The following is a 17,938-nucleotide window of genomic DNA, read 5'->3' as shown; positions in this document are numbered from 1 at the left end:
TTAGATTCCCATAGGTACCATGTACAATCCGGTATCTTCATCCTGCTTTACAATGACATCTACACCATATATTGCTTTAACCATTTCTTCTGTTATTACATCATTAGGATTACCTTTCGTAATGATTTCTCCATCTTTCATAACGATAATATGGTCGCTATAACGAATGGCTTGATTAATATCATGTAATACCATTACAATCGTTAGTCCATGAACTTCATTTAACTCTTTCACTAACTCTAATATTTCTAGCTGATAGTAAATATCTAAATATGTGGTCGGCTCATCTAAGAAGAGCATTGGTGTATTTTGAGCTAATGTCATTGCGATCCAAACTCGCTGCCTCTCTCCACCAGATAAAGCATAAATTGGCTTATCACGCTTACTTTGTAAATTCGTACATACTAGTGCACGCTCAATCGCTTCTCTATCTTCATCTGTTTGCGGAGAGAATATATTTTTATATGGCATACGCCCGAAGCTTATTAGCTTTTCCACTGTAATATCTGCTGGAGCCTCATTTTGTTGATGGACAACCGCTAGCTTTCTAGCAAACTCTTTCGGTTTATATTCACTAATCGCTTTTCCATCAAGTATTACTTCTCCACTGCTAGGAGCGTGGTTTCTAGACATGACACTAAGTAATGTTGATTTCCCACATCCATTCGGTCCAATGATTGTTGTAATTTTTCCAATTTCTATTTCACTACTAACAGACTTTAATCGATTTGTTACGTTATCGTATGAAAAGGTTACATTTTTAATTTCCATGAACTTTATCACTCTTTCTAAGCAAGAATATTAAGAATGGACCACCAATAACCGCCATAATTGTTGCTGCTGGAATTTCGTTAGGTGGCACAATTAACCTTCCAATCGTATCTGCCGTCAAAATTAATAACGCCCCTGCAAGAGCAGAAAATGGAATTAATACTTTATGGTCTGAACCGACTAATTGTCTTGAAATATGTGGAACTAGTAATCCTACAAAAGCAATAACACCTGCAATCGCTGTTGATACTGCCGCTAAGAGTACTGCAATGGCAGAAATAATAAGACGAACTCTCGTCACGTGCAAGCCTAAGTTTTTCGCAGTCTTATCTTGTAGCGATAATAAGTTACACCAAGCTCCTACGAACAGAGCAAGAATAAGACCAACCGTTCCATAAGTCACCATTATTTCTACATCGCCCCACGTCTTCATTGTTATGTTAGAAGTCGTCGTTTGCTTAATACTCTTAATAAAATACCCACAAATCGTAACGAATGATTCATTTAACCCAGTAAACATTGCATTAATGGCAATACCAATTAAAATAATGCGAAGCGGGCTTAATCCTGATTTCCATGAAAACGAATAAACGAGATAACATGCAAGCGCACCACCTAAAAAGGCGAATACGGGTGTCCAGAAAAAGAATTGCGGGAACAACGTAATAATAATAAGTGTCATAAAACTAGCTCCTGAAGATATACCGATTACCCCAGCATCGGCGAGTGGATTTTTCATAACAGCTTGAAAAAGCACACCTGAAACAGCAAGAGCCGCTCCAGTGAACAACGCAATAATAATACGCGGAAAACGTAAATCTTTAATGACTTCAACATCTTCATTTCCACCTGTAAATATCCCTTGTACAAGTTCAACAATACCTACTTCTAAACTCCCTTTCATCGCTGACAATGATGTCATAACAATAAGCAATGCAGTAACAATGAGGAAACTCCAAGTTTTTTTATTCATTCTACTCTTCCTTTATACTAAAATGCATCACGGATACATCATTTTTTTCAATTCATCTAACGCTTCAATTGCTGCTAAATTGCCTGTCGTTCCAAATAAACGCTCTTCTAAATCGTAAACACGGTTATTTTTAACCGCAGCAAAGTGTTTCCAAATATCATTTGTTTTAAATTCTTTATCAAACATTTTTACAACTTCATCAGGCATACCATGAGCTGCTCGTAAAATAATATCTGGATCAGCTTTCTTTAAATACTCTGTATTAGAAGCTAAATATTCTACTTGTTCACCTTGCACAATATTTTTACCACCTAGTTGTTTCACTAAATCTCCAATATAAGAATGCTCTGTTGCTACTAAATAACTTCCAGGCACACCTAATAAAATAAGCACTGTCGGTTCTTTCTTTCCTTTTACTTCTTTTTGAATGCTAGAAACCTTTTTATCTAATTTAGTTACTACTGCTTCGGCCTGTTTTTCACGCCCATATTTCTTACCTAAATCGCTAATAGAACTTTGCATATTTTTCAAACTCGTTAAATCTAAAAAGTTTGCTTTCATACCCACACCATCAAAAACTGGCTTTAATTCATATTCAAGTGTTGTCACAGATAACACTTCTGAAGGCTTTAATGACTTTACCTTTTCCATATCTGGACTCATTGGATTCCCAACTTCAGGTAAACCTTTATATCGCTTCGGTAAAGTTTTAGAACTTGTTGGAACGCCGACTAAATCTACTTCTAACGCATCCATAATTTCAGTAACAGCCACTGTTGTTGCAACGACGCGCTCTTTACTTTCACTCTTTACCTGCTTTGCTGATTCTTTTTTTGGTGATGAGCACCCGGCTATACTCATTAACAAAATGATAGCCATTAGTACACTTACAATTTTCTTCACTCTCAATCACAACTCCTTTCCATACAATATGAAACAAGTCTTGATGCACGCGAATATGCATCAAGACTCCAAAAATTACAATCTACCTGCTCTATATTTACGAACTAGTAAAGCAAGTGAACCTAGCAGTAACACCATGTATAAACCAAGTTGTGCTGTATCTGCAGTTTTTGAGTTTTTCTCTTTTTTTGAATCATTTTTTGTATCTTCTTTTTTCTTCTGACCATCTGCATTTCGGTTAAAATCAGGAGTACCTACTGTTTTTACATTATCTACTTTCGGTGTAGTCACTGGATTTTTCGGTTCATTTTTCGGTTCCTCTTTAAGAGTTCCTAACGCGCCGATATTATTTGTATCAAATTGAATTTGCACATCGTAGAAATGATGGTAGTTCATCTCATCGATGTCTACCTTTACTTTTGCGTTTAATTTTTTAAATAGATCTTCTACTTCAAACTGTACTACTCGTGTATTTGCATTTTTATCTTCGCTTACTACTTTCGCATCAGCGAATAGTTCATTGTTTTCCGTTTGGAATTTCGTAATCCACGCACTATTTTTCAGCGTCATCTCAATATATTTTTTACCATCTTTTACGATTAATTTCGCTGGATTTACAACATAGTCATGCATCTTTGAAATCTCATCTGTTTTATCTTTTAATACTTTAAATGTAATATCATATTGGCCATCTACTAAATTTTTCGGATCAACTATTACTCTCGGTTTATTATTTTCATCTTGGTTGTTGTTTCCACCTTGGTTGTCATTCCCGCCTTGGTTGTCATTCCCGCCTTGGTTGTCGTTTCCACCTTGGTTGTCGTTTCCGCCTTGGTTATCTAACGGCTTAATGCTACCTTTATCAAATGCAAATTGAATATCGTAAAAATGGTGATAATTCATTGAATCGATATCTACTTTTACTTTTGCATTTAACTTTTTCGATAAATCTGGTACTTCTACTTCCACTACGCGTGAATCAGCTTTTTTATCTTCACTTATTACATTTGCATCAACAAACGAACCATTTTTCTCAAATTCAAATTTTGTAATCCAAGAACTGTTCGTTAACGTAAATGATACATACTTCTTACCATCTTTTACTTTTAGCACACCTGGACTTTTTGTATATGTGTTCATCATTGAAATTTCGTCTGTTTGATCTTTTAATGCTTTGAAATTGATGCTGTATTCACCATCTTTAATTGTCTCAGCATCTGTTTTTTTATTTTCATCTGGTTTTTCTGTTTCTGGTTTTTCTACTTCTGGTTTTTCTGCTTCTGGTTTTTCTACTTCTGGTTGTTTCTCTTCATTTTTAATTTGTTCAAGTTTATCTTGTTCAAATAAAAGTTGTACATCATGCGTTTGCTTATAATTTCTTGATGCCATTTCGATAAATACTTTTGTATTTAGTTTTTCAGATAAATCGTTTACTTCAAACTCTACTACTCTTGTATCTTTTTCCTTATTCTCACTTACTACTTTTGCATCAACAAATGTGCCATCTTTTTCCGTTTGGAAATTTTTAATTAATGAGCTACTTTTCAATGTTACAATTGCTTTTTTCTTACCGTTTTCTACTTTTAATACTCCTGGATTTACCATGTAAGTATTCATCTTAGATTCTTCATCTGTTTGATCTTTTAACACTTTAAATGGAATGCTGTACGCACCATCTGTAATTGTGTTAGAATTTGGTTGTTGATCTGGGTCAGGCTTTTGGTCGGGCTTCTGACCTGGATCCGGTTTTTCATTTGGATCTGGCTTATTAGCTGGGTCCTCTTTTTCATTTGGTTGTTCCACATGAATTGGTGTAATACTATTTTGATCAAATGCAATACGAACGTCGTACTCATGATGATAATTTAAAAAATCAATATCTACTTTTACTTTTGCATTTAATACCTTCTCTACATCTTCTACATCAAATTCTACTACTCTTGTATCTTTTTCTTTATTTTCACTAATTACATTTGTCGCAACTAGCTTACCTGCTTTTTCTGTTTCAAACTTCGTAATCCATGAACTATTTGTTAATGTAAAGGATACTTTCTTTTTCCCATCCTTCACTTTTAAAGTCCCTGGGCTTACTGAATATTGATTCATCATCGATTCTTCATCTGATGTATCTTTTAAAACTTTAAAGCCAATTGAATATTCACCGTCAGCCAACTTGGTAGCTGCTTGAACTGCAAGTGGTTGTAATGTTGATACGAATGTAAATATCATTAAAAACATAGCAACAATAATTTTTGTATACCTGTTCAATGGAACGACTCTCCCTTTTGAAAATTATTTAATACTGCTCCCATCAAATACAAAGCGAATATCATATGAAGCATTATAATTAATAATTGGAATATTAATTTTCACCTTTCCATTTAGTTTTTTTGACAAGTCAGCAACTTCAAATTCTACTACTCTAGTATTATCTTTTTTGTTTTCACTTAACACGTTTGTTTCTACAAATTGACCATCTTTTTCTACTTGGAAACTTTTAATAGAAGCACTATCTTTCACTTTAAATGAAACATATTGTTTTCCATTTTTAACTGTTAATGTTGCTGGGTTTTCAAAATAACTATTCATTCTAGACGATTCATCTTTATCGCCTTTCCATACAGTAAAAGCAATATTATATTTTCCATCAGCTAGTTTTGTAGCAGCTTTTGCATCTTGTAAACCTAGTGTTGCGATAAACGTAAATAAAACAGCAAATACGGCAATAATCATTTTAAATTGTTTAAACATATATTCATCACCCTTCAAAAGATTTATTTACTCAACTTCACTTTACGAATTAAGAAAGCACCTGAAATAAGAATTAACGCTACAAACAATCCAATACGTGCTTCATCGCCTGTTTTTGGGTTATCTGTTTTTTCAGCTTTTCCATTTTCATTTTTTGTTTCTTTGTTCACTTCTTTAGCTGTTTCCTTACTCTCTACTTTTGTTTTCTCTTCTTTTACTTGTGTATGTGTTTTCGCTTGATCATTATTTTTTGTTGTAGCAGCTACGCCGTTATCGCCACCTACAGCTTTTACATTTGCATCAAAAGCAAAACGAATTGTGTAGTGGTGGTCATAGTTTGCATTTGGTACAACAACATGAATTTTTACAGCTGCCGGTTTGGATAAATCATCTACTTTAAACTCTACTGTTCTTTTATCTGCCGATTCATCTTTACTAACAACTTTCGCATCAACAAAATTCCCATTCTCTGGTGCTTTAAATTCTGTAATCCAAGCACTATGATTCATCGGAACTTGTACTCTCATCTCACCGTTTTTCACTATTAATTTTGCCGGCTTTTCAAAATAGTCATTTGCCATTGAAGCTGAATCATTTTCCGCTTTTTGAATTACGTAATTAATATCGTAAGTACCATCAGCTAGTTTTGCTGAAGCATTCCCGTATGGCATTACAAGAAAAGCTAGCATACATACGAACGTTATAATAAAAGCGGGTAATACAGAAACCTTTTTCATTTTTCTTGTTTCCTCCTTGGTTATCTTTCATTTCACTTTTTGAAAATGATAATTATTCTCAATTTATAAGAAAAAAATAATCTCTTCTACCTATTATTTAATTAGCATTCTTTTATGTAACATAAGTATTATTGATTATCATTCTCATTTAATATTAAAAATAATATCTCACCCTATTCCTTATACGAAGGCATAGAAACTGAGAAAAAATTATAAAACGTATTTATTGATTATCATTCTCAATGCGAATCAAAAAAAATAAACTATCTCTTCTCCTCTTCTTTCACCTCTTCCCATAACAACACTATAGTTATAGAAACCCCTTTTCCCTCACTTCCCTTCCAATATTTCCACAACTAAGTCAATCTTAGCCTACTCATAAATTTTTTGTCAACTATATTACGTATAAAATTTTTAATATCTGAATTTCTCTATATGCGGCTTTTTTTACAAAAAAAGAGACTTTCTATAATAGAAAGTCTCTTTTCTCTATTTCTCTACAGCAATTTCCTGCTTTTGAAACTTAGAAACTATATAACCAAATCCTATACCGATTATCCCTGGAACTAACCAACCAATTCCTACACTATATAATGGAATCTTATCTAAAATAGGTGCTAGCGCTGCAATTTGAAGGTTTGCATTGTGTAATCCATCAAAGAAACTTATTGCAAATGCTCCTACAATCCCGCCCACATACATCGCTAATGGAAGACGAACGTAGTTTTCAACAAGTGATAATACGATAAGTACGATTCCAATTGGATAAATTGCGATTAAGATTGGTAACGCTAATGCATTTAACTGAGTTAACCCAAGGTTTGCTACCATAAATGCTAATACACAGAAAATGAAAACGACTTTTTGATAAGAAAGCTTTGGTAATAAGGAAGAGAAGTAATCACCACAAGCTGCAACAATACCTACAGAAGTTGTTAAACATGCTGCTGTAATTGCGATCCCTAGTAATAAAGTTCCGTAGCTACCAAATAAATGATTCACGACATTTGTTAAAATAATTCCTCCGTTTGCGCCCATTCCAAGTGACACACTAGAAGCTCCAAGATAAGCAAGTGCTAAATACACAAGTAGTAGACCAAGCGCTGCAATAAATCCTGCAAAGATTGTTACTTTTGCAATACTGTTTTTATTTGTAATGCCTTTTTCTTTTAACGCATGAATTACAACATTTCCGAATACCAGTGCTGCAAGTCCATCTAAAGTTAAATATCCATCAATAAATCCTTTGAAGAGAGGAGCACTATACGCTTCTGTCGGTGCACCAAATTCTCCAATTGGTGTAATAAGTGCTTTACCTACGATAATTGCAATAACAGCTAATAATATTGGAGTTAGCACCTTACCAATACGACCCACTAATTTCGAAGGATTTAAAGCTAAATAGAAAGTGACTGCAAAGAAAATAAGTGTAAAGATAACAAGTGGATATGACTGACCAGCTATCTCACTTGGTAAAAACGGTGCAACACTCATCTCATAAGCTACTGTTCCTGTACGCGGCACACTTACGAATACGCCTAAACATAAATAAATTGCAGTGATAAAAACAAGTGCGAATATAGGATGTACACGTCCTGCTAGCTCATTAATATCTCCCTTTAAAGCTATAACAATTACTCCTAATAAAGGTAGTCCAACGCCTGTTACGATAAAACCAAACAGCGCGATCCATACGTCCGTTCCAGCACCTTGCCCTAACGCTGGTGGAAAAATCATATTACCTGCACCAAAAAACAGTGCAAATAACATTAAACTTATTGCAAACATCTCTGAAAACTTTAAAGATGATTTCATTTCTACTAACCTCCTAAAATGATAAATTAACAAAATATTCTGAATTAAAATCCGTTACATATCCTCTTTCAAGCATACTTCCCCGTAAAAGAACGCAAAAAACACCCGTCCCTAACAAAGGGACGAGTGTTGAAATCGTGGTTCCACCCTTATTCTAATAAAATGAATTTATAACGAAATAAGCTCATTTTATAGCTCGTGTAAATTGATAACGGTTTTATCCGCCAAGAATTACAATGCATCATGTATGCAGTTCACTCTTGAAGTTTAGAGGTGGTAAGCTTGTCTTTTCGTATTAGGAAGCTCACAGCCTAAGGCTTCCCTCTCTGAGAATCGTAAAATACAACTCATGTCCTCATCATTACTTTTATAAAATATCTTGTCGAAACTTGTTGTTTTTTATTATATGGGCTATTTTTTAAAAAATCAATAGTTTTATTTTTTCTGACAAAAAAATATAGGAAGAAAATTTTCCCTCCCTATAACTGCCCTATTAAAATTTCTAACTCTTCAGCTGTAACGCTCCGCCACTTTCCAACTTTAAGCTCATTTAGCTCTATATTCATAATGCGTACTCGCTTTAGCTTTATTACAGTAAATCCGAAAGCACGACTCATTCTACGAATTTGCCTGTTCATTCCTTGCGTTAAAACGATACGAAATGTTGATTGATCGACTCTTGTCACTTTGCACGGCTTCGTCATTCCATCTTTAATCTTTACACCGCTGGACATCTCATCAATAAACCAGTCCGTAAAAGGTTTATCGACTGTGACAACATATTCCTTCTCGTGCTCATGATCACCATGTAAAATTCGATTCGCAATCGCGCCGTCATTCGTTAATAAAATAAGTCCTTCCGATGCTTTATCTAATCGTCCAACTGGAAAGATTCGCTCTGGGTAATTGATATAATCAATTATATTATCTTCAATATGATCGGCTGCTGTACAAGTAATCCCGACTGGTTTATGGAAGGCGATGTACACCTTTTCTTTCTCTTCTTTTACAATAACTTTCCCATCAATCGTTACCCTATCACCATCGCTCACAAGTGTACCGTGCGTACATATTTCGCCGTTAATAGCCACGCGTCCAGCTTTAATGAGGCGATCTGTTTCACGTCTGGAGCATGATTTTGCTTCGCTTATGTATTGGTTGATTTTCATGTTCTATTCCTTTTCATATATATTAAAAGCGTCAATCTATGGCAATATCATTATGCCACGATTGACGCTTTTTCACTTCGCAAAAACAACTAAATAAATAACCCCAATCACCAAAAATATTCCGCAACAAGCTAACAATACTTTTGCAAGTTTGTCCATAAACATATAATGGTTTCCCCTTTGTTTCGTTGTTTTCTATTTTAATTCGACAACTGTTACGCCTAGGCCTCCCTCGCCCATGTCACCGTAACGGAAGGTTTTCACGCCGCGATGCTTCTTCAAGTAATCTTGTACACCTTGGCGAAGTGCTCCTGTCCCCTTACCGTGAATAATTGATACGCGAGGATAGCTTGCAAGCTGGGCATCATCTAAGTATTTCTCAACGCGCGCCATTGCATTTTCAAATCGTTCACCACGAAGGTCAAGTTCTAATGAAACGTGATAGTCTCTACCTTTTACCGTTGCAACTGCTTTTTTCTCTGTTTGCTTCGGTGTGTTAATGTATTCCATATTAGATTCTTTTACTTTCATCTTCAGAATACCGATTTGTACGCTCCACTCTGTATCGCTTACTTTTTCAAGTAGTTGACCTTTTTGACCGAATGTTAATACTTTTACTTCATCACCTGCGCGTAACTGTTGTTTCGGCGCAGTGTTTTTCACGTTTACTTTTTGTTTCTTCACAAGCTCTGGCGCTGCACCTTCTAGACGGCTCTTCGCTTCAATTAGCTCGTGATCTTTCACGTTTGCAAGTTGTGCTTTACGCAATTGACGAAGTTCTTGAATAATGCCTTCCGCTTCTTTCTTTGCAGCTTCGACTTTTTCTTCCCCTTCTTTTTGCGCTTTTAATAATCGTTCATCACGATCTTCGTTAAATTCAATGATTTGACGTTGTAAATCGCGATGAAGTTTTTCAGATTGCTTGCGAAGTGCTTCTGCTTCGTTCCAGTCACGCTCTGCGTTCTTTTGACTTTCTTCTAACTTCGCAATCATATTTTCAATTTTATTCGTATCTGTACTAATGTGATTACGAGCTTGATCAATCACGCGATCAGATAGCCCAAGGCGTTTCGAAATTTCGAAGGCATTACTACGTCCTGGTACACCGATTAATAATTTATACGTTGGGCTTAATGTATTTACATCAAACTCAACGCTCGCATTAATAACTTGCTCACGGTTGTATCCGTATGCTTTTAATTCTGGATAATGCGTCGTTGCAACAACGCGAGCACCGCGATTACATACTTCATCTAAAATCGAAATTGCTAGTGCAGCACCTTCTTGTGGGTCTGTTCCAGCACCTAATTCATCGAATAAAACTAAGCTTTCAAAATCAGCTTTTTCCAAAATATCAACAATGTTCACCATATGTGAGGAGAACGTACTTAAACTTTGTTCAATCGATTGCTCATCACCGATATCAGCAAATATATTTTTAAATACACAAATCTCTGACTCATCCATTACTGGAATGTGAAGACCAGATTGCGCCATTAATACACAAATACCAACTGTTTTCAGCGTAACTGTTTTACCACCTGTATTCGGTCCTGTAATAACAATTGTCGTGAAATCTTTACCTAACATAATGTTATTTGGCACGATAATTTCTGGATCAATGAGCGGATGGCGTGCTTGTCTTAAATCCATATAACGCTCATTGTTTACGATTGGTTTTGTTGCTTTAATACGCTTCGCATAAAAAGCTTTCGCAAAGATGAAATCAAGATTCGCAACTACTTCTACGTTAGATAAAACGATATCGGCTTCTACTGCCACTTCTTCTGTTAACATCAATAAGATGCGTTCGATTTCTTGTTTTTCTTTCACACGTGCTTCTTGAAGCGCGTTATTTAATTCTACAATGACTTGCGGTTCAATAAATAACGTTTGTCCAGAAGCTGATTGATCGTGAACAATACCGCCATATACGCCGCGGTATTCTTGTTTTACTGGGATTACGTAACGTTCGTTACGAATCGTTACAATCGAGTCAGACAGCATCTTTTGTGCGTTTGAAGAGCGCGTCATATTTTCTAACTTTTCACGAATACGGCTTTCCGCCGTACGAATTTGAGTACGAATACCACGCAGTTTATCACTTGCGCTATCGACTACTTCACCGCCGTCACCGATACAATTTGTAATTTTCTTTTCTAAATCATATAAAGATACAATTTGAGCGACGTGAGTTTCTAAAATCGGAAGCTCGACACCGTTATCAGCCATATCTTCAATGAAACGTTTCATATTACGACTACCATACATCGTATTCGCAATATCAAGTAATTCATTTGGACTTAACATACTCCCAATTTTTGCACGCTTCACATTGGAGCGAATATCTGTAATACCACCTAAGGGTGCACTACCTTTTAAACGAATAACTTTCGCAGCTTCATCCGTTGTATCTTGCATTTCTACAATTTCTTCAAAATCAGTGCTCGGCACTAAATGCTTCACTTTGTCACGACCAAGTGAAGATGCTGTATGTTCAAGTAATTGTTCTTTTACTTTATTGTATTCTAATACACGCAACGTTCTTTCTAACATGTTGCAGGTCCCCCTTGTGTTACTTATTACGTTTAATATAGTCTAATAAACGTTCAATATCCCACGTGTTAATCACGTTATCTTTTTGAATCCAACCTTTACGTGCTGCTGCTACACCTGTTTCCATATCTTCTAACATTTCAAGCGTATGAGCATCCGTATTAATCGCTACTTTCACACCAGCATCTTGTGCTTGTTTTAATAATTTCGCACTTAAATCTAGACGGTTCGGATTCGCATTTAATTCTAAAACTGTATTTGTTTCTTTTGCGAGTTCAATTAATAAATCTGTATCTACATCATAACCCTCACGACGCCCGAGAAGACGTCCTGTCGGATGGGCAATCATTGTAACATGTTTATTCTCAAGTGCAGTACGTAGACGCTTCATAATCGTTTCACGGTCTTGTGAGAAGCTAGAGTGAATCGCTCCAATGACATAGTCTAATTCTTCTAATACTTCATCATCAAAATCAAGCGAGGCATCTGGTAAAATGTCCATTTCAATTCCGCGTAAAATTGTAATGTCTGGATACTTTTCATTCATACGTTCAATTTCTTTTGCTTGCTCACGAAGACGCTCTTTCGTTAAACCATTCGCTACTTTTAAGTATTGCGAGTGATCAGTAATCGCCATAAACTTATATCCACGAGCACGGCACGCTTGTACCATTTCTTCAATAGAAAAAGCACCGTCACTCCAAGTTGTATGCATATGTAAATCACCTTGTATATCGGAAAACTGAATTAAGTTCGGATACTCTTTAATTAATTCAATTTCTTTTCCATCTTCACGCACTTCTGGCGGAATAAATGGCAGACCGAAATGAGCAAAGAAGTCTTCTTCAGTCTCAAATGTTTTCACTTCACCTGTTTCTAAGTTCTCTACACCGTACTCACTAATTTTCTCGCCTTTATCTTTTGCGATTTGACGCATTTTTACGTTATGGTCTTTTGATCCTGTAAAATGGTGAAGTGTTGTAATAAACTCTTCTGGTTTTACTAAGCGGAAATCGATTGAAATATCATATTCATATTGAAGACGAACAGAAACTTTCGTATCCCCACTTGCGATTACCTCAATCATATTATCGAATTGTAGTAAATGCTCACGTACCGCTGCTGGTTCTGTCGTTGCAATGATAAAATCTAAATCTTTCACTGTTTCTCTCGCGCGGCGCAAACTACCAGCGCGAGAGAAACGAATTACTTCAGCAATATTCGACAATTTCTCCTCTATTTCCCCGGCAATAGGCAATACCATCGCAATTGGTAAACGCTCTGGACGAGAGCCTACTTGATCGATTGCTTCTAATATTTTCTCTTCTGTCTTCTTACCGAAACCAGCTAAAGCTTGTACTTTATTTTCCTCACAAGCAGCTTTTAACGTCTCCATATCAATAACGCCTAGCTCTTTATATAACTTAGCCACCTTTTTACCACCAAGACCTGGTAGTTTTAATAACGGCAATAAGCTACTTGGTACTTCTTTTTCAAGTTCTTGTAATACTTCAGATGTTCCCGATTCTATATATTCTTGAATAACTGCTGCTGTTCCTTTTCCGATGCCCGGAATCTTCGTGAAATCTTCAATTTCAGAAAGACTACGATCGTCACTTTCTAATGCTGCTGCCGCTTTACGAAATGCAGATATTTTAAATGGATTCGCGCCTTTTAGTTCCATAAAAAGCCCGATTGTCTCTAATAATTTGATAACTTGTTTTTTATTTACTTTCATCATTACCCCGCCTTTCTTTCATAGAAAAAAACTTCTCTTTCCGAAAAAAGAGAAGTTATACTCTGCTACCTGTCTGCCATAGTTCCTTCACCTTTTCAGATAGAATCGGTGTATCGTCTACAATTATTTTGCTAATTGATGATTTTTGTAATGGTGTTTGTACTTGTTCAATCGGAAGAATGTTTCCAATGATAATTAAGACAAACAAAACAATATATACTTCTAAAAATCCGAGGATTGCCCCGGCAAACGCATTTACTTGCTTTAAAACCGGTATTTCTGCAAACATATTTAACAAATTACCAAGTAATGAAAGTGCTATTTTTGTAATAATAAACAATATGATAAACGCAAGCGCTTGATAAAATACTGTCTCAATATTATTTGCATCAATCCATTCTGGAACAGATACGTTTTTATCAAATGGATACGGAATAAATTTCGCAAGTGCTGGCGCTAAATCTTTACAGTACCAGTATGCAACAAGGTATGCGATAATAAAGCTTGTTAACTTTACAAGTTGCAGAATAAACCCTCTGCGTAAGCCGAGGAAAAATCCCATAACAAGCAGTAAAATGATAATAATATCAATCATGTTATTCCATTCCTTTTTTTGTCATACTTTCTTTCAATTTCTCATGTTCTTCTTTTAATTTTATGTAATCGTGTATGACGTTTACCGCCGTCAATACCGCTAGTCTACTCGTGTCAAGCGAAGGATTCTTGGCATTGAGTTCGCGCATTTTATCATCCACAATCGCTGCTACCATGCGGATATGACTTGTACTTTCATCGCCAACAACTGAATATTGCTGACCATAGATTTCTACATTAATTCGACTTTTCTTTCCCTTTTGTTGTGACAACTCACCGGCCTCCAATCACGTACAGAATCCTAAAGTTTATCATACCATGAACCTTCATAATATGGAAACAGAAAGAACAATCCGATATGATAAAAATAACAATATAAAAAAAGGGGCGACCATTATGTCAAATTCTATCGTAATTCAAACAAATTCTACAGTAATTGAAGACATGAAACAACAATATAAACATTCGCTTAGCCCGAAAATTCCGCAAGGCGGTATCTTTATGGCTAAGGTGCCATCTTGCACGATTACAGCGTATAAATCTGGAAAAGTAATGTTCCAAGGAGGCCGCGCTGAAGCAGAAGCTTCTCGTTGGCAAACTGTCTCTAAAAGACCAAAAACAACTGTAAAAAAACCTGTCGATTCCCATCGTTATGCGCCGCCTGCTTCCATCAGTACAATGTCTATTGTAGGGTCTGATGAAGTTGGTACGGGAGATTTCTTTGGACCGATGACAGTCGTTGCTGTATATGTGGATGCAAAGCAAATTCCACTACTAAAAGAACTTGGTGTAAAAGACTCTAAAAACTTAAATGACGATCAAATTACTGCCATTGCGAAACAACTTCTACACGTTGTTCCTTACAGCTCTCTTGTCCTTCATAATGAAAAATATAACGAGCTATTTGATAAAGGAAACAACCAAGGTAAGCTAAAAGCCTTGCTACATAATAAAGCTATTACAAACTTATTAGCTAAAATGGCACCTACAAAACCTGAAGGCGTCTTAATCGATCAATTCACACAACCTGATACATACTATAAATATTTAGCAAAACAAAAACAGGTACAGCGTGAAAATGTTTATTTCGCTACGAAAGGTGAAAGCGTCCATTTAGCAGTAGCCGCTGCTTCTATTTTAGCTCGCTACTCATTCGTAAAACAGTTTGACGAACTAAGTAAAAAAGCTGGTATGCCACTTCCAAAAGGTGCTAGTAAACAAGTTGATATCGCTGCTGCTAAATTAATTCAAAAGCTTGGTAAAGAACGATTACCTGAGTTTGTGAAACTGCATTTCGCTAATACGGAGAAGGCGCTTCGCTTATTAAAATAGTATCGACAAAAACAGGAGCCTACAAACTCCTGTTTTTTGTTTCATCCTACTATTGTCCTTATAGTTTTGTTACAATTATAATATACAGATTATTCTAACATAGGAGGAGATCTACATTGCTACTTCTACAAATGATTCTAAATATTTTACTAGGCGATCCACACGAAAGACAGTTCGAAATTAGAGAAAACATTCAGCTACTAAGTGAACAACCAGCGTTCAACGATTTAATAGAGCGTTATGGTCGATCTTTCTTATTAAACTTTCGGATTCGGAGATTTATCCCGCTTTAATGGGCAGTAAGACCCCCACCTCAAAATTCAGCGAATGCAAAGAAGTTAGGGGGGATCAACTGCCCATAAAAGTCCGATTGGTTCAACTAATAATCAGTGGGGGATGACCCCCCCCACTGATTAAAGTTTCACTTTATCGGGAAACACGATGCACGCTTGTTAATACATAATCCAACAAAACTACAACACTTCTGTGAAGAACTTGAATGTATGATTAGAAAAAGGAGTTTTTTCATATGAACGCTGTAAAAGTTAAAAAGATATTATATGTTTTCGTACACCTCGTAGGCCCACTTTCTTACTTCACTATTTCTACCATTTGGGGAGCTTTTTTCACTACTAAATCCACATTCGAAAATATATCTGATAATCTTGGCATGATGGCCATCTATTACGTGTTCATGAGTTTACTGTGGTTTTTCTATTTAGATCGATTAGACAAAGACATAAATAAGATTACAAAAGAAATTAACGATAATAAGATGTAACACATAACAAAGGAGAGCCCTTAAGACTCTCCTTTGTTATGTTAGCTTCGTTTCTGCTTCTTATTTGATGAAGATACTTTATGAGAACCTGTTTCATGTGTCGTCGTTCCTTGTCCTTCAACTTCTGGAGAACCTAGGCTTGATCTTGAATGATCTTTTTTCACTTTTTTACTCATTTATATTCACCCCTTCGCGTTACTTTTTGCTACGGGAGAATAAACTATACAAAATAAAAAAGCGAGAGGAAATCCTCTCGCTTTTTTCATATTTTAGAATTCAGAAGAACCTGGAGTTCTTGGGAATGGAATTACGTCACGGATGTTAGCCATGCCAGTGATGTACATTAGGAAGCGCTCGAAACCTAGACCGAATCCAGCGTGTTTTGTACCGCCGTATTTTCTAAGTTCTAAGTACCACCAGTAGTCCTCTTCGTTCATACCTAATTCTTTAATTCTGTCTACTAAAACGTCCATTCTTTCTTCACGTTGGCTTCCGCCGATTAATTCGCCGATGCCAGGAACTAGAAGGTCAGTAGCAGCTACTGTTTTACCGTCTTCATTCAAACGCATGTAGAATGCTTTAATGTCTTTTGGATAGTCAGTTACGAATACAGGGCGTTTGAAGATTTCTTCTGATAAGTATCTTTCGTGCTCTGTTTGTAAGTCAATTCCCCATTCTACTGGGTATTTGAAGTCAGCACCTGATTCTTGAAGCACTTTAATTGCTTCTGTATAAGTGATGCGACCGAAGTCAGAGTTAATTACGTTGTTCATGCGCTCAAGAACTGTTTTATCAACGAAGCTGTTGAAGAATTCCATTTCTTCTGGTGCATGCTCTAATACGTATTTCATTGCATATTTCAGCATATCTTCTGTAAGGTTCATTACGTCCCCTAGTTCAGCGAATGCAATCTCAGGCTCAACCATCCAGAACTCAGCAGCGTGGCGAGTTGTGTTTGAGTTTTCTGCACGGAATGTAGGTCCGAATGTGTATACGTCACGGAATGCTAATGCATAAGCTTCAGCGTTCAGCTGTCCACTTACTGTTAAGTTTGTTTCTTTACCGAAGAAGTCTTTTGACTCATCAACTTTTCCGTCTTCACCTTTTGGTAGGTTATTTAAATCTTGCGTTGTTACGCGGAACATTTCGCCAGCACCTTCTGTATCACTACCAGTGATGATTGGTGTGTGAACATGTACGAATCCACGCTCTTGGAAGAATTGGTGAATCGCAAATGCTGCGATAGAACGTACGCGGAACGTTGCAGAGAATGCATTTGTTCTTGGACGTAAGTGAGCGATTGTACGTAAGTATTCAAACGTATGACGTTTCTTTTGAAGTGGGTAATCAGAATCTGATAAACCCTCGATATCAATTTTTTCTGCTTTAATTTCAAATGGTTGCTTCGCTCCAGGCGTTGCAATTACTTTACCTTCTACTTTAACTGAAGAGCTAAGTGGAAGTTTTGCAATTTCTTTGAAGTTCTCTAATTCTGTATCGAAAACGATTTGAACGCTTTTGAAGAAGCTACCGTCGTTTAATTCGATGAAACCAAATGCTTTTGAATCACGTAAGTTACGAATCCACCCTGATACTTGTACTGTTTGATCTGCATACTTTTCTGTATCTCTATACAGACTTTTTACTAATGTGTTTTCCATAGTGAAATTCTCCTTTGCTCATATATTTAAATACAAAAAAACCTTTCATCCATAAAGGGACGAAAGGTTAAACTTCGCGGTACCACCCAATTTGTCATAAAGACCAACTTTAACTCGTATGTAATACATACTTCCCGGTTTATAACAGGCCGGATTC

Annotated in this window: 17 protein-coding genes and 2 other annotated features (1 of these 19 only partly in view); of the genes, 3 read left to right on the top strand and 14 right to left on the bottom strand. The window is 36.2% G+C overall.

Annotation, left to right across the window (positions count from 1 at the left end):
- The 12 genes from AC0OM3_RS00900 to zapA all read right to left on the bottom strand — a co-directional run bounded on the left by AC0OM3_RS00900 (position 1) and on the right by zapA (position 14,279).
- Positions 1-771, bottom strand: coding sequence for an ABC transporter ATP-binding protein (locus tag AC0OM3_RS00900; RefSeq protein ID WP_000403761.1), 771 nt, complete (start codon positions 769-771; stop codon positions 1-3).
- Positions 761-1,744 carry a FecCD family ABC transporter permease gene (locus AC0OM3_RS00895; RefSeq protein ID WP_001036834.1) on the bottom strand — a complete coding sequence of 328 codons (984 nt, stop codon included), beginning with the start codon at positions 1,742-1,744 and terminating at the stop codon, positions 761-763. The genes AC0OM3_RS00900 and AC0OM3_RS00895 overlap by 11 nt, the downstream gene beginning before the upstream one ends.
- A gap of 27 nt (positions 1,745-1,771) precedes the next feature.
- A complete protein-coding gene (gene isdE / locus AC0OM3_RS00890) occupies positions 1,772-2,653 on the bottom strand; it encodes a heme ABC transporter substrate-binding protein IsdE (RefSeq protein ID WP_002164197.1) in 882 nt (293 codons plus the stop codon).
- A gap of 69 nt (positions 2,654-2,722) precedes the next feature.
- Positions 2,723-4,915 (bottom strand): NEAT domain-containing protein, encoded by a 2,193-nt coding sequence (locus AC0OM3_RS00885; protein ID WP_474210994.1) that lies wholly within the window; start codon positions 4,913-4,915, stop codon positions 2,723-2,725.
- A 24-nt stretch (positions 4,916-4,939) separates the two neighbouring features.
- The gene (locus AC0OM3_RS00880) at positions 4,940-5,398 is read right to left on the bottom strand and encodes an NEAT domain-containing protein (RefSeq protein ID WP_474210993.1); all 459 of its coding nucleotides are present in this window, start codon (positions 5,396-5,398) and stop codon (positions 4,940-4,942) included.
- A 23-nt stretch (positions 5,399-5,421) separates the two neighbouring features.
- Complete coding sequence (isdC, locus tag AC0OM3_RS00875) at positions 5,422-6,135, bottom strand: heme uptake protein IsdC (RefSeq protein ID WP_474210992.1); 714 nt, start codon at positions 6,133-6,135, stop codon at positions 5,422-5,424.
- Between the two features lie 489 nt (positions 6,136-6,624).
- A complete protein-coding gene (gene brnQ6 / locus AC0OM3_RS00870; RefSeq protein ID WP_000842650.1) occupies positions 6,625-7,950 on the bottom strand; it encodes a branched-chain amino acid transport system II carrier protein BrnQ6 in 1,326 nt (441 codons plus the stop codon).
- Between the two features lie 115 nt (positions 7,951-8,065).
- Positions 8,066-8,321: a binding site (T-box leader), on the bottom strand.
- 108 nt (positions 8,322-8,429) lie between these two features.
- Positions 8,430-9,119: a 23S rRNA pseudouridine(2604) synthase RluF gene (locus tag AC0OM3_RS00865; RefSeq protein ID WP_089148236.1), complete on the bottom strand. Its 690-nt coding sequence runs from the start codon at positions 9,117-9,119 to the stop codon at positions 8,430-8,432.
- 195 nt (positions 9,120-9,314) lie between these two features.
- Complete coding sequence (locus AC0OM3_RS00860; protein WP_000893712.1) at positions 9,315-11,675, bottom strand: endonuclease MutS2; 2,361 nt, start codon at positions 11,673-11,675, stop codon at positions 9,315-9,317.
- A gap of 19 nt (positions 11,676-11,694) precedes the next feature.
- Complete coding sequence (gene polX / locus AC0OM3_RS00855; protein ID WP_000867512.1) at positions 11,695-13,413, bottom strand: DNA polymerase/3'-5' exonuclease PolX; 1,719 nt, start codon at positions 13,411-13,413, stop codon at positions 11,695-11,697.
- A 55-nt stretch (positions 13,414-13,468) separates the two neighbouring features.
- Complete coding sequence (locus AC0OM3_RS00850; protein ID WP_000565412.1) at positions 13,469-14,008, bottom strand: CvpA family protein; 540 nt, start codon at positions 14,006-14,008, stop codon at positions 13,469-13,471.
- Between the two features lies 1 nt (position 14,009).
- Positions 14,010-14,279: a cell division protein ZapA gene (zapA, locus tag AC0OM3_RS00845; protein ID WP_000082701.1), complete on the bottom strand. Its 270-nt coding sequence runs from the start codon at positions 14,277-14,279 to the stop codon at positions 14,010-14,012.
- Between the two features lie 124 nt (positions 14,280-14,403).
- Between zapA and rnhC the strand changes: the two genes are divergently transcribed.
- From rnhC to AC0OM3_RS00830, 3 genes are all read left to right on the top strand, one after another.
- Entirely contained in the window at positions 14,404-15,339 is a 936-nt protein-coding gene (rnhC, locus tag AC0OM3_RS00840; protein WP_474210991.1) for a ribonuclease HIII, read from the top strand.
- 116 nt (positions 15,340-15,455) lie between these two features.
- Entirely contained in the window at positions 15,456-15,632 is a 177-nt protein-coding gene (locus tag AC0OM3_RS00835) for a hypothetical protein (RefSeq protein ID WP_232294104.1), read from the top strand.
- A gap of 236 nt (positions 15,633-15,868) precedes the next feature.
- Positions 15,869-16,120, top strand: coding sequence for a hypothetical protein (locus AC0OM3_RS00830; protein ID WP_000994744.1), 252 nt, complete (start codon positions 15,869-15,871; stop codon positions 16,118-16,120).
- Between the two features lie 41 nt (positions 16,121-16,161).
- Here the strand turns inward: AC0OM3_RS00830 and AC0OM3_RS00825 are convergent, their stop codons facing one another.
- Positions 16,162-16,296, bottom strand: a complete 135-nt coding sequence (locus AC0OM3_RS00825) for a YuzL family protein (RefSeq protein ID WP_000039594.1) — start codon at positions 16,294-16,296, stop codon at positions 16,162-16,164.
- A gap of 93 nt (positions 16,297-16,389) precedes the next feature.
- Complete coding sequence (gene asnS / locus AC0OM3_RS00820) at positions 16,390-17,781, bottom strand: asparagine--tRNA ligase (RefSeq protein WP_000432177.1); 1,392 nt, start codon at positions 17,779-17,781, stop codon at positions 16,390-16,392.
- A 52-nt stretch (positions 17,782-17,833) separates the two neighbouring features.
- Positions 17,834-17,938 (bottom strand) — a binding site (T-box leader) (it continues 147 nt past the right edge of the window).

It is taken from the genome of Bacillus sp. FAU20, assembly GCF_056033865.1.
The sequence above is the reverse complement of the archived record's forward strand: the minus strand, read 5'-3'. Positions and strand labels throughout refer to the sequence as shown.